At 39.7% G+C, this 21,512-nt stretch carries 22 protein-coding genes and 1 tRNA gene; 15 read left to right on the plus strand and 8 right to left on the minus strand.

What is annotated here, in order from left to right:
- The first annotated feature begins 365 nt into the window (after positions 1-365).
- The 10 genes from OFN73_RS08150 (at position 366) to OFN73_RS03435 (ending at position 10,603) form a co-directional block, all read left to right on the plus strand.
- Positions 366-809 (plus strand): ComEA family DNA-binding protein, encoded by a 444-nt coding sequence (locus OFN73_RS08150; protein WP_442868100.1) that lies wholly within the window; start codon positions 366-368, stop codon positions 807-809.
- Positions 810-1,200: 391 nt separating this feature from the next.
- A complete protein-coding gene (locus tag OFN73_RS03395) occupies positions 1,201-2,145 on the plus strand; it encodes a 4Fe-4S dicluster domain-containing protein (protein ID WP_270862239.1) in 945 nt (314 codons plus the stop codon).
- Positions 2,138-4,015 carry a proton-conducting transporter transmembrane domain-containing protein gene (locus tag OFN73_RS03400; RefSeq protein ID WP_270862240.1) on the plus strand — a complete coding sequence of 626 codons (1,878 nt, stop codon included), beginning with the start codon at positions 2,138-2,140 and terminating at the stop codon, positions 4,013-4,015. Before OFN73_RS03395 ends, OFN73_RS03400 begins: the two co-directional genes overlap by 8 nt.
- Positions 4,012-4,893 carry a respiratory chain complex I subunit 1 family protein gene (locus tag OFN73_RS03405; protein ID WP_270862241.1) on the plus strand — a complete coding sequence of 294 codons (882 nt, stop codon included), beginning with the start codon at positions 4,012-4,014 and terminating at the stop codon, positions 4,891-4,893. Before OFN73_RS03400 ends, OFN73_RS03405 begins: the two co-directional genes overlap by 4 nt.
- Before the next feature lies 1 nt (position 4,894).
- Positions 4,895-5,530 carry a hydrogenase 4 membrane subunit gene (gene hyfE / locus OFN73_RS03410; RefSeq protein ID WP_270862242.1) on the plus strand — a complete coding sequence of 212 codons (636 nt, stop codon included), beginning with the start codon at positions 4,895-4,897 and terminating at the stop codon, positions 5,528-5,530.
- A 2-nt stretch (positions 5,531-5,532) separates the two neighbouring features.
- A complete protein-coding gene (locus OFN73_RS03415) occupies positions 5,533-6,954 on the plus strand; it encodes a proton-conducting transporter transmembrane domain-containing protein (RefSeq protein ID WP_270862243.1) in 1,422 nt (473 codons plus the stop codon).
- Entirely contained in the window at positions 6,951-8,654 is a 1,704-nt protein-coding gene (locus tag OFN73_RS03420; protein ID WP_270862244.1) for an NADH-quinone oxidoreductase subunit C, read from the plus strand. Before OFN73_RS03415 ends, OFN73_RS03420 begins: the two co-directional genes overlap by 4 nt.
- Positions 8,655-9,188: a 4Fe-4S dicluster domain-containing protein gene (locus tag OFN73_RS03425; RefSeq protein WP_270862245.1), complete on the plus strand. Its 534-nt coding sequence runs from the start codon at positions 8,655-8,657 to the stop codon at positions 9,186-9,188.
- On the plus strand, positions 9,188-9,958 hold the full coding sequence (locus OFN73_RS03430; RefSeq protein ID WP_270862246.1) for an NADH-quinone oxidoreductase subunit B family protein: 771 nt from the start codon (positions 9,188-9,190) through the stop codon (positions 9,956-9,958). Before OFN73_RS03425 ends, OFN73_RS03430 begins: the two co-directional genes overlap by 1 nt.
- A gap of 159 nt (positions 9,959-10,117) precedes the next feature.
- Complete coding sequence (locus OFN73_RS03435) at positions 10,118-10,603, plus strand: transporter substrate-binding domain-containing protein (RefSeq protein WP_270862247.1); 486 nt, start codon at positions 10,118-10,120, stop codon at positions 10,601-10,603.
- 80 nt (positions 10,604-10,683) lie between these two features.
- On the opposite strand, the gene yedE is transcribed toward OFN73_RS03435, so the two are convergent.
- Both yedE and OFN73_RS03445 read right to left on the minus strand, forming a co-directional pair.
- Positions 10,684-11,745, minus strand: coding sequence for a YedE family putative selenium transporter (yedE, locus tag OFN73_RS03440; RefSeq protein ID WP_270862248.1), 1,062 nt, complete (start codon positions 11,743-11,745; stop codon positions 10,684-10,686).
- Between the two features lie 142 nt (positions 11,746-11,887).
- Entirely contained in the window at positions 11,888-12,280 is a 393-nt protein-coding gene (locus OFN73_RS03445; RefSeq protein WP_270862249.1) for a helix-turn-helix domain-containing protein, read from the minus strand.
- 143 nt (positions 12,281-12,423) lie between these two features.
- Here OFN73_RS03445 and OFN73_RS03450 point away from each other — a divergent pair, with 143 nt between their 5' ends.
- From OFN73_RS03450 to OFN73_RS03470, 5 genes are read left to right on the plus strand one after another with little or no spacing between them, the layout of a single operon-like run.
- The gene (locus OFN73_RS03450) at positions 12,424-13,173 is read left to right on the plus strand and encodes a DarT ssDNA thymidine ADP-ribosyltransferase family protein (RefSeq protein WP_270862250.1); all 750 of its coding nucleotides are present in this window, start codon (positions 12,424-12,426) and stop codon (positions 13,171-13,173) included.
- A gap of 1 nt (position 13,174) precedes the next feature.
- Entirely contained in the window at positions 13,175-13,861 is a 687-nt protein-coding gene (locus OFN73_RS03455; RefSeq protein ID WP_270862251.1) for a DarT1-associated NADAR antitoxin family protein, read from the plus strand.
- Between the two features lie 10 nt (positions 13,862-13,871).
- Complete coding sequence (locus tag OFN73_RS03460) at positions 13,872-14,288, plus strand: hypothetical protein (protein WP_270862252.1); 417 nt, start codon at positions 13,872-13,874, stop codon at positions 14,286-14,288.
- A 6-nt stretch (positions 14,289-14,294) separates the two neighbouring features.
- Positions 14,295-14,528, plus strand: a complete 234-nt coding sequence (locus tag OFN73_RS03465; RefSeq protein ID WP_270862253.1) for a hypothetical protein — start codon at positions 14,295-14,297, stop codon at positions 14,526-14,528.
- 1 nt (position 14,529) lies between these two features.
- Positions 14,530-15,267: a hypothetical protein gene (locus OFN73_RS03470; RefSeq protein ID WP_270862254.1), complete on the plus strand. Its 738-nt coding sequence runs from the start codon at positions 14,530-14,532 to the stop codon at positions 15,265-15,267.
- A 121-nt stretch (positions 15,268-15,388) separates the two neighbouring features.
- Here OFN73_RS03470 and upp read toward each other — a convergent pair whose 3' ends face one another.
- From upp to OFN73_RS03500, 6 genes are all read right to left on the minus strand, one after another.
- Positions 15,389-16,018 carry a uracil phosphoribosyltransferase gene (upp, locus tag OFN73_RS03475; protein ID WP_270858742.1) on the minus strand — a complete coding sequence of 210 codons (630 nt, stop codon included), beginning with the start codon at positions 16,016-16,018 and terminating at the stop codon, positions 15,389-15,391.
- A 76-nt stretch (positions 16,019-16,094) separates the two neighbouring features.
- Positions 16,095-16,186, minus strand: a tRNA-Ser gene (locus tag OFN73_RS03480).
- A 373-nt stretch (positions 16,187-16,559) separates the two neighbouring features.
- Positions 16,560-17,816, minus strand: a complete 1,257-nt coding sequence (gene larA, locus OFN73_RS03485; protein WP_270858344.1) for a nickel-dependent lactate racemase — start codon at positions 17,814-17,816, stop codon at positions 16,560-16,562.
- Between the two features lie 93 nt (positions 17,817-17,909).
- Positions 17,910-19,118 (minus strand): ComEC/Rec2 family competence protein, encoded by a 1,209-nt coding sequence (locus tag OFN73_RS03490; RefSeq protein WP_270862255.1) that lies wholly within the window; start codon positions 19,116-19,118, stop codon positions 17,910-17,912.
- Positions 19,119-19,204: 86 nt separating this feature from the next.
- Entirely contained in the window at positions 19,205-20,635 is a 1,431-nt protein-coding gene (gene glnA, locus OFN73_RS03495) for a type I glutamate--ammonia ligase (protein WP_270862256.1), read from the minus strand.
- A 194-nt stretch (positions 20,636-20,829) separates the two neighbouring features.
- Entirely contained in the window at positions 20,830-21,447 is a 618-nt protein-coding gene (locus OFN73_RS03500) for a hypothetical protein (RefSeq protein ID WP_270862257.1), read from the minus strand.
- Positions 21,448-21,512: the final 65 nt, after the last annotated feature.

The raw sequence follows: 21,512 nt of genomic DNA on the forward strand, positions 1-21,512 counted from the left end.
CCTTGCTCCATACCGAACCAAGAAGCTAAGCTCATCATGGCTGATGATACTCTCCGTTACTCGGATGTCGGGAAAGTAGGTCGTTGCGGACTTTGTTTTATTCTTTATGCTTTTTTAAATCAATTAAAATTTTATGTCAATCAAATTTTAAATCAATTACAATGAAATTTTTAAAATTTTACTTGTAGTTTTTAAATTTTAAAATTCCAAATTCTATAAATTTTATCTTTAAATTTAAAATTTCACTTTGCAAATTTAACTTTATCGCTAAATTTTAAATTATTCTTATCGAAATTTAAAAAAATTATTAAATTTTAAGTGGCTTAAATTTAGAATTATTTCTCAAATCAATTAAAGGAGAAAAAATGAAAATCTTTAAAATCCTATCATCAACCGCAATCTTTGCAAGCCTAGCTTTCGCTGGGATTAACCTAAACACCGCCACAAAAGATGAGCTAATGGCGCTTCCTGGCATTGGCGAGGCTAAGGCTGAGGCTATCATAGAATATAGAAAAAACAACAAATTTAACTCAATCGACGAGATTAAAAACATCAAAGGCATCGGCGAAAAGCGCTTCGAGGCTATCAAAGACGACCTAACTCTTACTGGCAAGACAGATACTAGCGACCTAAAATCAACCGCGAAAAAAGAAAAAGAAAAAGCCACAAAAAAAGCCGATAAAAAGGTCAAAAAAGAGATTGTGGATTTAAAAGATAAAGCCAAAAATACAGATACAGCTAAAAAAGCCAAAAAAGCAAAAGATACGGCAGATGAAGTCAAAAAAATCAAAAAAGCTGTGAGCGAGTAGGGAATTTAGAATTTATAAATTCTGCAAAATTATCAAATTTCCAAATTTAGACTATGGGTTAAATTTTAAATTTAGCCCGTAGCTTGAAATTCAAATTTAAGGCAAATTCATCGAAATAAAATCCTAGTAAATTTTTCCATTTAAAAACATATAGTTTTAAAAATTTAAAATTTTGCAATGTTATGGATATTGTGATTTTAATCTGTTTTATTTTTAGTATTGCATCTGTTTATATGAAATAAAAAATATAAAAATGTATAAAAAATTTAAAATTAAATTTTAGTTTCATATTAATAAAATTTTAATAATAAATAAATTTTTCAACCTAAATTTAGACGAATTTTGATAAATTTACATGTCAATTATCAGATTTCTTTGAAAAGGCTGTCGTGTGAGTAAAATTCATCAAATTGTAATCACGAATCCGGAGCTTTGCATAGGTTGTAAGGCGTGCGAGAAGGCTTGTGTTAAAGAATCTATAAAACGCGGCAAACTAGGAATTACACGCATTAGAGTATTCAAAGTAGAAAAAACCTCTTCTACAAACCAATGTCGCCAATGCGACGATGCTCCATGTGCCGTAGTTTGCCCAAGCGGTGCTTTGCAAAATTTAACAGATTTTGTCCATCTCAATGAGCATTTATGCGTCGGCTGTGGGCTTTGCACCGTAGCCTGTCCGTATGGCGCCGTCTCATTAGATAGCACTGGTGTTTTTGGAGTCGAAAAAGACGCGAACTATCTTAGCCAACCGGGATTTCCAAGTCTCGCTGTCAAATGCGATATTTGTGATGGTAGAGAAGAGGGCTCGGCCTGTGTCGAAGCCTGTCCAAAAGGTGCGATTATAATGCTAGATTCAAATTTAGAGCATAAAATCGGAAAAAAACTCAAAAATACGGAAAATATGCAAAATTTCATCAAGGTTATCAGCGATAGAGATGTTGATCTAAGCGAGTTCGTGGCTCCACCTGCGCCAAAACCTGCGCCAGAAGCGAGCGCGGCTGAAAAACCAGTTGAAAAAGTGGCTGAAAAAGCGGCTTTTGACACGGCTTTTGCACCACAGAGTGCACCAGTCCAAAAACCAGCTGAAAAACTAGCCCCACAAACAGCTCCTACCCTAACTCCTGCGCCAGCTGAGAAAGTAGCCCAAAAACCGGCTCCTCAAAAGGTCGAAGCAAAAACTGAGCCAAAAGCGGAAGCCAAAGCTGAGCCAAAAGTAGAACCTAAGCCTAGTGATGAGATAAAACCGCAAAAAGTAGCCTCTAAACCGAAAAAAGAGAGCAAAGGGGCAAAAAATCCGAATTTGAAATCTAACGATAATAAGGATGACAATGCTTGAATTTATTTTTATTTCATACTTATTAATAGGCGTTATCAGCTTAGCTCTTTATAATTCGCAAAAGACTGCTTTGTATTTTGGATTTATTTCAAATGCCGCTATTTCAGTAGTGGGCGCGCTGTATTTCCTGTCGCAACTGCATGGAAGTAGCGAATTTGTGCTTAGGGGATTTTTGTTTGAACCAAGCTTTTTGCTAACGCCTTTGGGTGCGTTTTTTAGTTTTATAGTATGTTTTATAGGCGCGATGAGTGCGATTTATTCGCTTGGATATTTGCAAAATTTCAAGCTGAATTTCGCTGTAAAATCTGCGCTTTTTAGCTTTTTTATGCTAAGCATGCTAATGGTTATTAGTAGTAACGATGTCTTTGGATTCGTGGTTTTATGGGAGTTAATGACGCTAGTTTCTGCGCTAATGCTCAAATTCAACGACACTCCAAGTTCGAATTTCACAGTTATGCTATATCTTGGCGTGGCGCAAGTGGGCGCGTTTTGTATCGTTATAGCGTTTTTGATTATGGCGCATAGTGCTGGAAGTTTGCATTTTAGCGACTGGAATTTCAATGCTTCATCTTTATTTATTTGCATTTTGCTTTTTATCGGATTTGGCACGAAGGCTGGTCTTGCGCCGTTTCATGTGTGGAGCCCACTAGCATATCCTCTTGCAAATTCAAATGTCTCAGCATTATTTAGTTCCGCGATGAGTAAGGTCGCGATTTTTGGTTTGATTAAATTTATGTTGATTGCCAAAATTCCTGCCTCTTTTGCCTTAGCTATGATGATTTTGGGCGCATTTGGTGCTGTTTGGGGTATCATTTTTGCTGCGCTTCAAAACGAGTATAAAAAACTAATCGCATATAGTTCTGTCGAAAATATGGGAATTATTTTGCTAGCACTCGGTGCTGGACTTTACGGGCTTGCTACCGGAAATAATATTTTGGCAGCCTTTGGTTTGGCTGGTGCGATTTTACATAGCTTAAATCACAGCGTGTTTAAGGCTGTTTTGTTCTTTGCTGCTGGAAATATCTACAATGCAAGCAAAAAGCTAAAAATCAACTCTTTGGGCGGTTTGGCAAAATTTATGCCAATCACTGCGTTTTGTTCGCTAATAGCTGTGTTAAGCATAGTCGCAATTCCGCTATTTAACGGCTTTGCGAGCGAGTGGCTGATATATAAAGCGCTTTTGTCAAAAACAGATCCTGGAATTTCAAGATTAGTTTTTGCGCTTTCAACTATCGGTTTGACGCTAGCTGGCGTGCTTTGTGCGTTTGCCTTTGTTAAATTTTACGGATTAATATTTAGTGGCAAAGCCAAAGGCGAGTATAGGGAGGCTTCGATTTTCTCACTCGTGCCTATGGTGATTTTGGCGCTTTTCTGTGTGATTTTGGCTCTTTCATCACCTATGTTTGTAAGCAAAATTTGGTCATTTATGCCAGTATCAGATAGTGGAGCGACACTATCGTTTTCATTGCTTTGGCTATGTTTGATTGCTATGTTAATTTTGCCATTTGTGATTTTGCTAGTTTTCAAATCGCCTTTTGATAAACCAAAATTAAGCGATCCGTGGGCGAACGGATTTAAATTCAGCAATGATTTCTTGCCAAATTCAAACACAGCTGTGGGTGATTTAAGGCGAGTTTTGGCTAAATTTATGTGCATAAAAATGCGCAAAAAAGGCAGTTCTTACAGCGTTTGCGTAAAAGACGCCTTTATGGAGTATATCTATAAGCCAATAATTGATATAAATATGAAAATAGCCGATAAAATCGCCATTATGCAAAACGGCAAGAGTGCGACTTACGCATTTTATATGGTGCTTTATCTTGGCGTTATGGGCGTGGGAATATTTTACTTTTTTGGAGGCAAACTATGATATTACAACTACTTTTAGCTCTTGCCTTGATGCCACTATTTGACGGTATTTGTCGAAGTTTGCGTGCAAAAATCCAGTCTCGCCAAGGACCGCCGATTTGGCAAACTTATTATGATTTGTTAAAACTTTTGCGCAGAAAGCGAACAGCTCCAAATTCAGCCCATTTTGTCTTTAAATGGACGCCGTATTTGCTCGTGGCAATCGGAGCGTTTTTGGTAATGCTAACGGCTGCTAGGTGCGAGGCAGTTTCGGATTTGATCGTCATCGTGTATCTGCTGGTCGCATTTAGAGTTATTCTAAATTTAGCAGCATTTGATAGCCTAAACCCATTTGCGGCAATCGGCGCAAACAGAGAAAATATGTTGGCTTTGTATGCTGAGCCTATTATGATTTGCGGTGTAATCGTGGTTTGTGCGATGTTTGGCGATACAAATTTGGTCAAAATTCACCAAGCTGTGATAAATGGCGAAATCGGCGCAAAAGCATCGTTTATAGTCGCTGGGATTGTGTTTTTGTGGGCTGTTTATATCGAAATGTCAAGAAAGCCTTTTGATATAGCAGAAGCAGAACAAGAGGTTCAAGAAGGCGTCGTGGCTGAATTTAGCGGTAGAGATTTAGCTCTTATCGACATTGGCGCTATGCTAAAACAATTTGCCGTAATTTGCCTATTTGTTAAAATTTTTATCCCATTTGGGTTTAACAATTTGCTTTTAGATTGCATTTTTACGATAATCTTGGTCGAATTAGCCACAACGCTTGCCGTGCTAATTGATAACTTCGGTCCTAGGTATGCAATGCTTTCGACTTTGAAATTAAACGCTTCGTGGATGCTAGGACTTGGCATTTTAAGCGTGATTTTGTTTGCTGCGGGGGTTTGATATGGAAGTGTTTGCAATACTTTTGATGATGATTTCTTTGGCGGTATTTTCGTTTAGGGATTATAGAGTTTCTATCGGTCTTTATGCGCTAAATACCCTTTGTTTGGTGACGCTATTTTTTATCATGGCGGCCAAATTTGGAGCTGGCGAGCTGTATTCGTGGGCGATAATCGCGGTCATTACTAAGGTGATTTTGGTGCCTGCGATACTTTTCTTTACCCTTATTAGAATCGATGAAAAGCACGAAAACGACCCATACACTGGCTTTTTCTTATCGCCTGTGATAGCTTTTGCTTTTTCGATTGGGCTAGCTTATCTTTTGACGCCAATCTTTATGAAATTTGCAATTATCCAAAATGAATTTGTCATTTGCGCTGCGATTTTTACATTTTGGATTGGGGTTTGCGGATTTATTTTAAGAAGGTCGTTTTTAAAACAAATTTTGGCTTATTGTTTGATAGAAAACGCGGTTCATCTAAATTTAGCCACAAACGCTTGTAATGCTAGTTCGCTAGTCGAACTTGGAATTTTAAGCGACGCTGTGTTTGGAATCGCGATTATGGCTATTTTGGCGGTTAGATATAAAGAGGTCTTTGGTAGCCAAAATACGAATTTAGCCAGCGAGTTAAAGGGTTGAGTATGATAATATGTTTATTGCTTATTTTGCCGTTAATATTTGCGGCGTTGATTTATTTCGTGCCTGATAACAAGATAAAAGTCGCGAATTTGGTCTTTGCGCTAATTATTTGTGCGGTTATTTTTAAAGCTATTTCGCTTATAGGATATTCGCCGCTTTTCGCACTAAATAAAATGCTATTTTTAGATAGCTTGGGTGGAATTTATCTGACAATCATCGGCATTACAGGGACTTTGGTAACGCTATATTTTCCTACTTATCTTGGTTGGAGAGATGAAAGTCCTAAAAAAATCAAAAAAATGCTAGTTTTAGCCTATATCACGACATTTGCTATGATACTTTCTGCCGTGGCAAATGATATTGCTATTATGTGGGCGGCTGTCGAAGCGACAACGCTAAGTAGCGTTTTTATGGTTGTTTATAACAAGAAAAAACAAATCGTAGAAGCCGGTTATAAATATGTAATGGTCTGCTCTCTTGGTCTAGCGTTTGCTATGTTGGCTACTATTTTGCTTTATTCAAGCGGCGGGATTTTATTTACGGATTTGATTGATAAAAAAATCGATCCGCTTACGATGAAGGTTATTTTTATCTTAGCTCTTGTGGGATTTGGCACAAAAGCAGGTCTTGTTCCAACTCATACTTGGCTTCCTGATGCTCACGCACAAGGTCCATCTCCGACTTCTGCCGTGCTTAGCGGTATCGTGCTAAAAGTCGCAATGCTAGCTCTCATTAGATACTATTTTATCGCTGCAAATTCAGTCGGCATGGAATTTGTAATGGATACTATGCTTGTAAGTGGCGTGATTACGCTTTATGTGGCTGGGTATTTCTTGGTAACTCAACACGATGTAAAACGCATGCTTGCTTATCACAGCGTAGTTCATATGGGCGTTATCGCATTTGCTTTGGGAGTTGGCGGAAAAATCGGCGTAGCGGCAGCACTTTTCCATTGCCTAGCTCACAGCCTTACAAAAGCCCTAGCTTTCCTTACCACGGGAAATACTTGGAGAATTTACCAAACAAACAATATGCACAAAATGGGCGGTCTAGCCTACACTGCACCGCTTACTTGCGTGTTTTTTGGAATTTCGATTTGCTCACTTGTTGGAGTTCCAGCTTTTGCGATTTTCGTAAGCGAATTTATGACTTTTACACAAGCAATTTTGACAGAGCGATATGTCGTAGCGATTATTTTTGCGATTGCATTAGCAGTTATTTTCATAGCAGACTTTTCACACTTTTTCTTAGCTTCATTTGGCAAAAACCAAAGCGAGCTAAAATACGATAAAGAAATGAGTTTATTTGAAAATTTACCGCTTATATTTTTGGGCTTTTTTGTTATTGCTTTCGGACTTTGGAAATTTGAGTTTTTCTGGAATTTGCTTGATTTGAGCGTGAATTTAATAAAGGATTTAAGATGATAGGTGATTTATACATTAGTCAAATCGAAAGCGAATTTAACATACTTGAAACCACTAGACAAACCGATAAACAAATAACGATTTTGGTCGATAGAAACGACCTGCCTGCTGTGGTAAATAAGCTATATTATGGTATCGGCGGTTGGTTAGTGACGATGGTAGCAAACGATGAAAGGTCTATAAATAAACATTTTGCGCTTTATTATGTGCTTTCTATGGAGGGTTCTAAATTTAGCCAAGATGATGAATTAGAAGAGAAATGCTTTATAACCGTTAAAACTCTAATTCCGGCTGATGATCCTGTTTATCCCTCAGTTACACCGCTCGTTAAGGCTGCTGTTTGGTATGAAAGAGAAGCTTTTGATCTCTTTGGGCTTAGAGCAGAAGGGCTAATAGATCCAAGAAGACTTGCTATGAGTGATGATTGGCCGCTAGATTTATATCCGCTTAGAAAAGATGAGATGAATTATAAATTTCGTCCAGATCCGCTAAGCATAGAGCCTGATTATGAATTTAAAAAGCCAAAGGGAGTAAATACCCAAGCTATCCCGCTTGGACCGCTTCATATCACGGCTGATGAACCGGGACATTTTAGGCTTTATTGTGACGGCGATACGATTGTAGATGCGGATTATAGGCTGTATTATGAGCATAGAGGCATGGAAAAACTAGCTGAAAATCGCATGAACTACACTCAAATGGCATTTTTAGCCGAGAGAGTTTGCGGAATTTGCGGTTTTGCGCACTCTATCGCTATGGCAAGAGCCACAGAAAACGCTATGGGGCTAGAAATCCCTGAACGCGCGCAAGCGCTTCGTATAATGAGCGCAGAGGTCGAAAGACTTCACTCAAATTTGCTAAATATCGGTTTAGCGTGCGAGGTTACAGGAAACTATACTGCATTTATGCATGTATTTAGAGTGCGTGAATACACACTCGATTTGGCCCAAATTTTAACAGGTGGCAGGAAAACTTACGGCACGGTAACCGTAGGCGGTATGAGACGAGATATCAGAGCCAAAGAGATAAAAGAGATTTTAAATTTGCTCTCTAAAATCGAGCAAGAATTTGAAGATGTCTGGGAAGTCATCATAAATGATGAAAGGCAAATGTCTCGTTGGAAGGGAATCGGCGTTTTAGATCCGCAGGTCGGTAGGGATTATGGCTCAGTAGGACCTACAATCAGGGCTAGTGGATTTAAGCGAGATGTTCGCTACGATTACCCTGATGAATTTACGAAAAAACTCAAATTTAACATAAATACCGAAACTAGTTGCGATGTCTATGGCAGGGTCAAGGTGCGCTACCACGATACAAAAGACGCGATTAGTGTGATTAGGCAGTGTATTGATATAATGCCAGGTGGTGATATTATCGTAAATAGCGATTATAGGGTTAAACCAAACAGCTACGCAATCGGTTATATCGAAGCACCGCGCGGTGAGGATATTCACTGGATAATGCAAAGCGGAAGCCAAAAAGTATATAGATGGCGTGTCAAGGCTCCTACATTTAGCAACTGGCCAGCCCTAGCTCATCAGCTTCGTGGCTACACTGTCGCTGACGCTGCGCTTATCGTATGTAGCCTAGATCCGTGCTATTCATGCACCGAAAGGCTAACCGTGGTTGATATAAAAAGCGGAAAAAGCAAAATTTTAGCCGGAAAAGAGCTTAAAGCGATTTGCCAAAAAGGAAATTAGATGAAAATTTTTGATTTAGTGAAAAAAAAGGGAGTTGTTACAAAGCCTTATCCGTTAGCGCCGTATGAAATGAGCGAAAATTTCAGAGGTCGCCCAGAATATACCTATGCTTTGTGCATTGGCTGCGCGTCTTGTGGCGTGGCTTGCCCGCCAAACGCAATCAGCGTCAAAATCGAAGATGAAAAGTCAGTAGTGTGGCGATACGATACTGGCAGGTGCATTTTTTGTGGTCGTTGCGAGGAGGTCTGCCCTACAAAGGCTATTAAACTTAGCTCTAAATTTGAACTAGGCGTGAATTTCAATCGAGCTGATTTGCATGTGTGTGGCACTATGGAGGCGCATAACTGCTCACAGTGTGGCAAGGCTTTTACTTCGAAGCGTTTTGTCCAAACCGCGCTTAGTAGAATCGCATCTTCGAATATGAGCGATGATCGCAAAAAGCTAGCCAGAGAATATACGCAAATTTGCCCTGCTTGCAAACGCGAAAACACAGCAGCGAAAATGCGAAAAAATGATTATCAAAGGATTGTGTGATGAGCGGCGATGATAAATTAAAATTTTTAAAACAAATTAGGCGAAGTTTCAGCGTTTTTCGTGTCGATTGCGGTAGCTGTAATGGTTGCGAAATCGAGATTTTCGCCACTCTTGCTCCACAATGGGATCCAGAGAGATTTGGCTTCAAACTCGTCGCAAACCCGCGCCACGCCGATATTTTGCTCGTAACTGGACCTGTTACTAGGCAGATGTATTATCCGCTTTTGCGCGCGTATGAGGCGATCCCTGAGCCAAAAATCGTCGTAGCCTTGGGCGCGTGCGGTTCAAGTGGCGGAATCTTCCACGATAGTTACGCCGTGTGGGGCGGTGCGCAAAGCGTAATTCCGGTCGATGTCTTTATCCCTGGCTGTCCTCCGCACCCAGCTGGCATTTTATACGGGCTAGCTAGCGCGCTTGGGCTAGTAGATCAAAAGCTAAAAGAGCAGAAATTTGAAAAAAGTGAGAATTTTATTTTCACAGATAAACCTTCGTTAGTAGGCGATATGGCTTTCGAAAAATCAGCTTACCAAAAAGCAAAATTTTTGATGAGTTATGTCCATGCTGACGAGCTTTATGACAAATTTATGGACGCGCTTCGCACAAGCGGTGAGCCTAAAAACCCTGCTAGCGTCAAAACAGCTGTTTTAAACGCGATTAGCGCAGAAGAGGATCCGAGATTTAAAGAGTGCTTGGGAATTATCTACAACGATGTGTATGGCAAGTATTTTGGCGCAGAAAAAATCGATCCAAAATCTCTTGCTTGGGCGTAAATTTTCAATTTACGCCCCTTTTTAAATTTTACAAATTTTATCCAAATTTATCAAAAATATCCCAATCTGATAATTTATACAAAAATATTAAATTTTTATTCAAATTTTACTCAAATTTAAGCAAAATTAAGGGGGGGGTATAATGAAGAGTATTTTTCGGTGCCGTATTTTTCTATCAATCTCTCGACCGTTTCGAAAAGATCAGCTGGCATCAAATCAATCGAGGATTTAGAGGACAAAAGAATAGCTGTCATCGGCGAGAGCAACTCAGATGTCTGGGTGCGCAAAAACCCTAATATCACCCCAGTGCCATGCCAAAACAACAAAGACTGCTACGACAAGGTCAATCGTGGCGAGGCTGATGCGTATATGCACAATATCGTCTCAGTCGCCTCTGTGCCGGTGCTAGATCTAAATTTTGAAGTATCAATCCCAAAAATCGGCGAGACATTTTTCGACTGCGTCGTCACCCAAAAGGGCAACAGAGATATGCTACAATTGGTCGATCAAAAGATTTTCGAGCTCTCACAAGCAGGCTATTTCGATAAAAAATACGATGAGACAATCGGGCCATTTTATAACGGCAATGTCCCTAAACACTACTTTTTGTTGGACGATTTATACAACCAATTTTTAACTATGTAATCACCGCGAAATTCGCATTGATTAAAATTTTAACTTCTTAAAAATTTGGCGCGAGTGTTAGATCGCGCCAAATTTCAAATTTAGGCTTTTTGCCTACTAAAAATCCCAAAATACGCACAAAACGCAAAGCCAAGCGCCACCGCATACGGCGCGAATTCGCTAATCCCCTTAGCCGAGCTAGCTAGCGAGAAATTATGCGCGATAGCCCCGCCACACGCCATGCCAGCGATGAAAATCGCAGAGTTTAGGTTTCCGCTTCCAGCCTGGACTAGGTGTTTGCCAGGACAGCCCTCGCACAGCGAAAAGCACAGTCCCGCCAATGCCATGCCAGCGAAATTCCAGATAAATTCGTTATGCGCGATTGGCTGAGCTTCGAAGCCGAATTTATACTGCCCAAACGCCAAATTTGCGATTGAGGCACTCGCGATCACCGCCACTATGCCCCAAAACATAGAAAAATCGCCGTTAAAAGTGCGCGAAAGTGCGCCAACGGAGCAAAATTTGCTTCTTTGCATAGCCGCGCCGATGATAACGGCTACGATTAGGGAGATAAAAATCGGCGCATGTTGTGAGCCGGGACCCGAAGTCGAGCTAAAAATCGCGCCGTTTTCGCCGAATTTCACCCCGCTAATGAGTGCTAGCAAAAGTAAAATTCCGATGATAAGTGGCATTGCGCCAAGCGGTTTTGAAAGCTCGTTTTCGCGCTCTGTCTCGTATCCGCTAGCCTTAAAAAACCTGCCACAAGCCACCCCGGCAAATAGCCCCACCACGCCAGCGATTGCGCTCATATCGCCTCCGCCTAGGCGCAAAAACGCTCTCCACGGACAGCCCAAAAACACCAAGCAGCCAATCATCGCAAAAATCCCTAAGATAAATCTCGTAAATGGCGATGAGGCCGAGAGTGTGCGATACTCGCCACTAATTAGCGAGGCGATAAAACCGCCGATGATAAGGCCGATGATTTCTGGGCGTATGTATTGCACCACGGCCGCTCTGTGAAAGCCGAGCGCACCAGCTGTATCGCGCAAGAAACACGCGGCACAAACGCCCATATTCGCGGGGTTGCCATAATGCACGAGCGCGGCTCCGCCAAGGCCTAGAAGGGCACCTGAAATGATAAAAAGTATGGTTGATTTTGGCATTAAATTGCCTTTTGGATAAGTTAAGCAGACCTGCTTTTTTCGGGGCGAATTGTAGCGAAATTTGATTAGAGTTGATTGAAAAAATTTGATTAGTTTGGGATAGAAATTTGGTTTTAAATTTAGGGGTTTTGCGGGGTTTGAGTTATTGCATTAAATTTTGGGTTTGGGCTTTGCTTTCGCGTAAAAGTAGCTTTATGTGTTTTAGCAAAATCGGCGAAGCATAAGGCAAAAGCTCGCTAAATTCGGGGTCAAGCGTGGCGTAGGTTTTGGCTAAATGGTTGTAAAATCTCGCCCTGTCGTTTTCGTTGCAGATGAAAAGCTCCTGCTCGAAGACGCCTAACGCCTGAGCGATGAACGGGATTAGCTCGACTTTTAGCTCACGATTGCCGTTGAGGTAGTTGTAAAGCGTGGGTTCGCTAGGGATTTCGCCTGTGGAGTTTAGGTGCGGTTCGAGCGATAAAATCCGCCTGACAAGCTCTTTTTTGCTGATATTTTTTTCTTTTGCAATCTCGGCGATTTTTTCGTAAATTTCCATTTTCGTCCTAAATATTCAAAATGAATAACTTCTTTGAATTTTAAATATTTTTTTATTCGTATTGAATATTTATAGACTTCGAATTGAATAAATTTAGGGAAAATTGGGTAGAATAGCAGTTAAATTTTAATAAAAGGATAAAAATGGGTTGGGGTTTTGATGATAAACTAATACAAGATTTTGGAAAATTTACAAGAATTAAAAATTTTCACTCGCCAAATATTCCACAAAGAAGTGAAATTGAAAAATTAGCCAAAGATTTTAAACCAGAGCCCAAACTTAATCTTTCTGTATTAGAAAATTTTGATGAAGCCGATAAATTCTGCAAAGATTTATTTTTAAATAAATCAAAATATTATGATTTTATTCATTTAACAAAATTGACAAATTTGCCATCAATCATAAAAATGGGTGGAATTTATAGTAAAAATTATCTAAAAGATAAAAATGTAGAAATGGATTTTATAACAGAGGATTTATCGCACAGTTTAGATAAGAGACGAAATTTGGATGATTATGTCCATTTATCTATTATAGGCGATTCACCGATGTTGAGACGATTTTTAAATAGAACTTACGGATTAAGCGAACCTGACGAGCATGGATTACAAGTTGAAAAACAATCAAATTTTGCTTTGATTTTAATAAGTCCATTGATTTTATATTATCGTGCGTTTTTAATGAGTGATAAAAATGCTACTGACAATAACGCAAACATAAATAAATATAGTGTGATTAAAAATACATTAAATTTTGAAAAATTATATGCGATAGACGGATTTCCTGATTATAGCAACCAATCGGAATTTAAAATGGCTCAATCAGAAGTTATGATTTATGAAAATATTCCGTTAAAATTTGTTAGCGAAATTATTCCTTTGATTTGGTGTTAAAATGGCAAAAGCAATCAGACCATGTTTTTATGCGGTAGAAAAAGCCCCGTATGTAAAATTTGAAAATGTAGAATTTGAATATTTTTCAGGTTTTGCAAAATCTCAAAAAGAAAAATCAATTAAAAGCTTTTTAAATTCTGCAAAAGCTAAATTTAAAAGCGATAAAATTTTAGAAATTTCAAAGGCTTCACCATTAGATTTAGGGCGAAATTTAAGTGCTTTTAATTTGCAACTTACATTAAAAAACGAAAATGGCGAAAGCGTAAAAGCAAGTGTGGAGCGGTTTTTTCAAGGTTCAAAAGTTTTTGAGCGTGGTGGAGCATACCACGAAATAATTTATGATGAAAAAATTCATCCAAAAAAATATGAAAAATTAAAAAATAGTGGAAATTTTGTAGGGTTTAAGCTTTTTGGCGTAGAGTATTCGACCGAGCCGAAAACATATTTTTACGATTGGCTTTATATAAACGCACTTTTGCAAAATTCGCATTTAAGCGATAAAATTTGCGAATTTGAGTATTTTAGCGATATAGAATTTAATCCAAAAAAATCATTTTCATCGCAATCAAAAAGCGCTTCGTTATTTTATGCGATGAAAAAGTATGATTTGCTAAAAGAAAATTTCGCCAACGCCGAAGTGTTTTTGAAATTTATGAGCAAAATTTATAAATCTGATAGTTTATTTTAAAGGAAAATAGATGAAAAAAATTACAATATTTTGTATGCTTATTTCGAGCATATTTGCAAATCAGTTTGATTGTTATAATGAAATATCAAGGGCGCAAACAGCAGAGCAAATGAATATAATATCGCAAGTTCTAAATTTAGAACAAAGGCAAATTAATCAAAATTTTCAAATGTTAGAAATAAAAAGACAAGAAATCAATTCTATGCACACACCAATACATATAGATACGCCAAATTCTATTGCGCAAGATATTCTTAATCCTAATAGGCGGTTTGATAGATTAAATCAAACTGTAAATAGATTAAAGCATCTTGAAAGTTTAAATATGTCTTTAAATTTAGAAGAAACAAAACTGCAACAAAAACAAATTTGGCTTAATGGTTGCATAAATTTGTATAATCAAAAAGTTAATCAAATGAATAAGTAGGGTAATATGGGAAAATTTACAATATGGTTTTTTGTTGTAGTTTATATTGGTGGTTGTGTTGGATATAAAATTTACAATTGGAATACTCCTTATGAAATTCGTGTAGGACCGAGAGATACGCCTACTGGTAGATATTCTACACCAGCGGAAGATTTTGAGAGTTATTTGTGGATTAGTGCTATTTTAATTGTAGTTATGCTGATATTATTTCTATATCAATATGCTAAAAATAAGGATTAAAATGAAAAAATTAATATTCTCAATTTTATTTACAAATTTATTTTTTAGCTTTGCTTTCGGACAAGATATTTGCGATGAGCAGTATATGAGAGAATGGATTGACAGGCTAGATAGTATGGCGTTAAATGCAGGTAAGAAAGATTTTTGGTTTAGTAAAAGCGAGTGTCAAAATAATACAATTATATTAAATACTCATATAAATACAAACCAAACTCCATCGCAAAGAGAAAAAGATGAATTGGATAAATTTATGAAAAATGAAGTAATGTGTTCTGACTATAATATTGAGCTAGCCGCTGATATAGGACTTAATATCAAAATGAACTTCTTTAATAAAAGTGGAAATTTAGTCCATACTATCAACACAAATCCGAGAAATTGTCCAAATTTTTTAAATTCTACAAATATTTGTGATAGAAAATATATCATAAACAGTATAAATAAATTCAACGCCAGAATGCCTATGGTTTTAGATGAATACAGTGCAACATATAATCTATATTGTGCTAGTAATACTTATATTTATAGCACTATGTTTTTTGTAAATCATTTAAGTGATAATACTGTGTTGGAATTAAAAAATGAATATCAGCAAATAATGCTAAATTCTTACTGCACCAATCCAAGTGACAGATTATTGCGAAAGCTTGGCGTATCGGTTAAACATGACTACTATTTGCAAAATGGCACATTTTTATTTAGCACACACGCAAGTCCGAGTAACTGCCCGAATTTTTAAATCTCGGCGCAGTATCGCAAACAACCCGCCAAATTTATGCGAATTTTAAAATTTTGGTGCGCCAGCACCAAACCAGCGCGCCATAAATCAATTTTAAGCGTCATAAAACGCCTAAATTCGCCTATTTCATCGTATTAAACACCCTATCGCCAGCGTCTCCTAGACCTGGGACGATGTAGCCGTTTTCGTTTAGCTTCTCGTCGATCGCGGCAGTATATACAGGCACATCTGGGTAGATTTCGCTGAATTTTTTCAGTCCCTCGGGCGCAGCGATGATAGAGATAAATTTAATCTTTTTCACGCCCTTTTCTTTGAGGAATTTCACCGCGTCAATCGCCGTGCCACCGGTGGCAAACATCGGATCTATGATGATTGCGGTGCGCTCTTTGTAGTCAGTCGGGAGTTTTGCGTAGAAAAACTCAGCCTGCAAACTCTCTTCATTGCGCTGAAAGCCCAAAAACCCGACGCTCGCATCTGGAATTAGCTTAAAGACAGCGTCCAGCATACCAAGCGCAGCGCGCAAAATAGGGCATATCATAATCTTTTCGTCTAATCTTTTTGCTGTCATTTTTGCCACAGGCGTCGTAATCGGCGCGTCTTTTAGGCGCAAATCGTTGCTTGCCTCAAAAAGCATTAGGTAGCTAATCTCGTCGATTAGCATTCTAAACTGAAACGGATCTGTCTTTTTGTCTCGCAGGATTGAGAGTTTGTGCTCGATTAGGGGGTGTGAGATTTGTTTGATATTTTTCATGATTTCACCTTTCATAAAATTTGCCTATTATACAGAAAATTGGTAATGAAAGGGTAGATTTTGGGATTTTGATTGGTGGCGGACAGGGAGGGATTCGAACCCTCGAGCCCCGGTTAGAAGCTGCACCCTTAGCAGGGGTGTGGTTTCGGCCAGCTCACCCACCTGTCCAAGTAATAAGAAATCGCATTATATCGAATAAAACTAATATAACGCTTAAAATTTCGCTAAATTTTGAAATTTTGGTTGTTTTGTGGCAGGGTTGGGGAATACTGCGCCGAGAATTTTGCTTACTCAAAATTCTTACAATGACAAATCGGAAGTAAAATTTAAGTTGAAGTGTGCTGAAAATTTTACTGGATTGCTTCGCTCGTTACACTCACTCGCAATGACAGCAAATTCAGCGCAAGGAATTTTAAAGTCGTAGATTGCCACGACGGCGACAAGTCGCCTCGCAATGACAAATTTTGACAAATTTGATAAATTTTAGAGATTAAATTTTAAAAAAGCAAAAATCAGGGGGCGCGAAGCCCCCGAGCGGAAATTATTTTTTTACGATTACGGAAATTCCGTTTGGAATCACAGTTAGGCTCTTTTTGCCTAGCGCATGCGCCATTTCTAGGGCTTCTTCAAGGCTAGCAGCATATTTCATTTTCATATCTTCGACCATGGTTTTGATCTCAGGGCGTGTTACCATGATGACTGTGTGTTTGATCAAAACGCGCGCGAGAATTTGGCTCTCCCATTGATCTGGGATTGTTTTTTCTTGCGGGGTTGCCATACATTGATCGTAAAAGGCTTGCGCGCTTTCGCAATCTTTCAGCGAGCGATAAAATCCCTCGCCACCGTGTCCGTCGGCGCAGTATGAGCACTCGATGATGACGCCACCAGGGTTGCAGGTAGCCTCAGCTGCGGTCATTGATTTGACGCATTGGTATAAATTTTGATCAAGTGGCGCGCCGCCGTTTGATGTGATGACGATGTCTGCCATTTTTGGCTCGACTTTGGCGTAACTTAGCAAAAAGTCGCAACCCGCTCTGTGCGCTGTGACATAATTTCCCGCAAACGCTGCGACCGTTTTTTTATCCTCGTCGATTACGACATTTACGATGTAGGCGAGTTTGGCAAATTTCGCCGCTGCTAGCATATCTGTGTGCAATGGGTTGCCATCTAGCACGCCAGTGCGGGCAAATTCGCTATCTATGAATTTTGAGCAGTGATTTCCTAACACGGTTACTTTGTCGCAAACACCGGGCAAAACGCTCTTTCTGCCGCCGCTAAATCCAGCGAAAAAGTGCGGTTCGATGAAGCCCTCTGATACCAAAAGCTCGGTCTCTACGGCGACTTTATCGATTACACACGGTGCGCCTGATGGCAAAATGCCGATTTGTGTGTTTGAATCTGGATCAAAGCAATCATGCACCACGATTTTTGAGCTTTCGTAAATTTCATCGCCTAGTTTGGCGCGAAGCTCAGCCTCTGTGGTAGGGCGGTGAAATCCAGTGGAAACTAAAAGCGTGATTTCGATATCAGGATTTCCCTCTTTTAGCTCGGCAAACATATTTGGCAAAATATCCTTGCTTGGCACTGGGCGAGTGTGGTCTGAGATGATGATGACGCAGTTTTTCTTGCCTTTGGCAAGCTCGCACAATCGCGGGCTATCGATTGGGTTTGCCATAGCTTTTTTTACGATTTCTAGACCGCTGCCCTCGGCTTTAAGCTCGTCGATTTTAGAGCGCAAAACATTTGCGTCCCCCTCGTCAAAGTCGATAAAGGTGTTGCCATAAGGAATCTTTAACATAATTTACCCCTTAAAATGAAATGAAAATTTAACTTTTTATTATACAGCGATGGGGTGTATATTTTGCTTAAATTTCAAAATAAATTTTAAAATTTAAGTTATGAAAAATATCGGCAAAATTCCTAAAATAGGGCATATCAAGGCGCAGGTTTTAGAGCGAATAGCGCCAAGAGCGCATAAATTTGCAAGCACAAAAAGCCATAGTGGAATTTGCGCTTCAAAGCTTGGAAGCGTGAAATTTAAAAAACTAATCAAAGCCTCATCAAAAACCCCGCCTAATCCGCACAGGTGCAAAACCACGCTAAGAGGGTAAAAAATCACAAAAATATATCCGATGATAATCACGCTAAGTTGCTGAAATGAAGCCAGCGGAAAGAAAAAATACACCGCGATATTCATCGCAAACCAGACATAAAGATTAAAAAGCGCCAAATTTGCGAAAGTGCTAAATTTGCCCCAAAAATGGTGCGAATACAAAAAAATATAAAGCACGCCAAGGGAGGAAAAATAAAACCCTACGCTAAAAGCTAAATGCGGAAAAACGGCTAGCAAAAGCGCAATGCTAAGGAAGAGATTGGCGAAATTTAAAAGCTCGAAATTGCGCCACAAAAGGAAAAATCCCACCACGCACATTGCCAGCGAACGCAAAAAACTAGGCGTGAAATCCAGCACAAAAAGATAGCCAATCATCAGCAAAATCGCCGTGACGCTGAGGTCAAATTTGAGATTTCGCCACGGGAAAAATCGCCTCTGCAAAATGCGATAAATCGGCGCAAAAATCAGAAAAAACGACGAAAAAATAATGCCTAAATGAAACCCGCTAATCGAAACAATATGCGCGATCCCCCAGTGCGTGATGTTTTGGCGCAAATCATAAGGCATGGGCGTAGCGAAATACAGCGCGCTGTAAAGATCGGCTATGAGGGGGTTTGCGTGCTGGGCGCGGACGAAATTTATGGCTTTTGTTTTTGGCGAATTTTCGTAAAATGGGGCGGAAATTTTAAAATTTGGCGCATAAAATCTAGCCTTCACAAAATCCAAAAAACTCAAATTTTGCGTGATGATACCCACACTCACGCGCGCGAATCGTGGGAATTCGCGCCCAGTTTTGGTCGTGGTATAAATCGTAAAATTCCCTGATTTTAGTTTTAGCACGGTGTATGTGCGGCCTTTGGCGTTTGTTTTGTCGTAGGAATTTAAAATTTGGCTTTGTAAAAATATGCGAGAATTTGCCTTAAATTCGCAAAATTCGTGGTATTTAAACGCCAAATTTAGCGCAAAAATCAAAACGATAAAAAGCAAAAATAGGCAAAATTCTTTTTTGTTATAAAAGAGTTTGAGTTTCAAAATTTTGAAATTTGGGCGAAATCACTTTCGCCCACGCGCCCTTAGCACGAAAAATTCATCTTAAACTCATACGGAGTAGGGCGTGCTTCGTATGGCCAAACTTGGGTTTTAAATTTCATGTGTTGATAGGCTTGGATAAAATCGTCGCTCATAATGTCTTTGAGATATGCTCTATCGCGGATCAGCGCTTCTAGCGAGCCACGAAGCGTGTGCGGGAACTGCTCGATACCGCGCTCGCGAATCTCATCAAGGGTGAGTTTGAATAAGTTTTCGTCCATTGGCCCTGCTGGCTCGATTTTGTTTTTCACGCCATCAAGTCCTGCCATTAGCATTGCAGCGAAGGCTAAATATGGATTTGAAGTGCTATCTGGGAAGCGAAATTCAGCCCTAACGCTTTTTTCGCCTGCGCCATAAGGAATTCGCACGGAGGCTGAGCGGTTTTGGCTAGAATATGTCAAAATCGACGGAGCCTCAAAGCCCGGAATTAGGCGTTTGTAGCTGTTTGTGCTGGCGTTTGTAAAAGCTGCGACACTTCTTGCGTGAGAGAGCACGCCACCGATATACCAGCGTGCGAAATCGCTTAAATTCGCGTAATTTCCCTCGCCATAAAATAGGTTTTTGCCGTCTTTCCAGACTGATTGATGCACATGCATGCCGTTGCCATTGTCGCCATAAAGCGGTTTTGGCATGAAAGTCGCGGTTTTGCCGTTTAGTTGGGCTACCATTTTGATGACATATTTTAGTTTTTGCACATTGTCAGCCATTTCGACTAGATTGCCAAATTTCACGCCGATTTCGTTTTGGCCTTGGGCTACTTCGTGGTGTCCTAGCATGACATCTAAGCCCACTTGCTCCAAAACCTGCATCATCTCAGCCCTTAAATCAGTGGCTGTATCGATTGGTTGAGTCATCAAATATCCGCCTTTTTTGCGTGGGCGGTGGCCGCTATTGTATCCTGATGAGAAGTTCGTATCGTCGTTCCACTCGCCCTCTTCGGTGTCTATCTCATACATAGCGCAGTTTGTGCTATCGACGATTTTGACATTATCGAAGATAAAAAATTCATTTTCAGCCCCGAAATACGCCTCATCGCCAAGCCCGCTATCTTTTAGGTATTTCATAGCTTTTTTGGCGATTGAGCGAGGGCATTTTTCGTAAAGTTCGCCCTTGTAAATATCGAAAATATCGCTAAAAACCACAGCCGTAGGGTCTGCGGTAAATGGATCTAAAAATGCAGTTTCGACATCTGGCATCATTAGCATATCGCTTCGATCGATTGGTTGCCAGCCGTCCATCGAGCTAGCGTCCATTGGGATACCGTTTTTGAACTGATCTGGTTCGACGATTTTGATATTGTAGCTGATAGAGTGCCAAAATCCCTTCATATCCGTAAAGCGGAAATCGACAAATTTAACTTCGTTTTCTTCGCAAAATTTGAAAAATTCATCGACATTATTCACAAATTTTCCCATTTCTTCTCCTTAAAAATTCTAAATTTTGTAATTCTACCCTTTTGTTACTTAAAATACGAAGCGAAATATTTTTGTGCGAGTTAAATTTTGAAATTTGCGCAGTTTTGAAAATTTGGTGCTAAATTTAGTGATAAATTTAAAAAACCCCGCGAAATTCGCAGGGTTAGGGGAGTATGAAATTATTTTAGGAAGGCTTATTTTTTATCTTTTTTAAGCTCTTTTTGCGCCTCTCTTTTTTCCTTGCGCTCTTTTAAATTTTTAGCCAAATTTGACTTTTGCTCGCTGCTAAGCACACCAAGCAAAGCCTCGATGACACCAGCCTCGGCGGTGATTTGCTCGGTAAATTTTTTGCTATTATTTTCGATAAATTTTGCCTTGTCAAAATTAGCGATATCTTCTAGCAAATTCTCGCGTGGCTCTGATTTTTTGGCGATTCGCGCTTCGTTTGCTTCAAACATTATTCTGCGCACCTTCGCCCATTGCTCGTCGCTTAGATCAAGGCGTGGAAGCTCGCGCATAATCGCACCTGTGTAGCGGTCATTGTGCCCCATTTTGTGGAATTTTTTCATATCGTGGCCAAATTTCGCCCCTTTTGCCTGGCAGTTTTTCATATCGCCAGCGCACGGCATTGCGCCGCCTTTGAAATCCTCGTGGAAACCGCCCTTAAATCCGCCCATTTTTGGCATTAAATTTGGAGCGCATTTATGCTCTGCGTTACCGCATGGAAGCGGAGTTTGTCCGCCTTGGGGATCTTGTGCGAAAGCCCCAGTTGCCAAAACCGCGCACGCTAATGATAGAACTAACTTTTTCATTTTTTCTCCTTTGCTTTAAAGTTGGCGTGATTATACGCGCGCAAACTAACCCCAAAACCCACGCG

It is taken from the genome of Campylobacter sp. JMF_14 EL1, from assembly GCF_027737585.1.
Classification (GTDB): Bacteria; Campylobacterota; Campylobacteria; order Campylobacterales; family Campylobacteraceae; genus Campylobacter_B.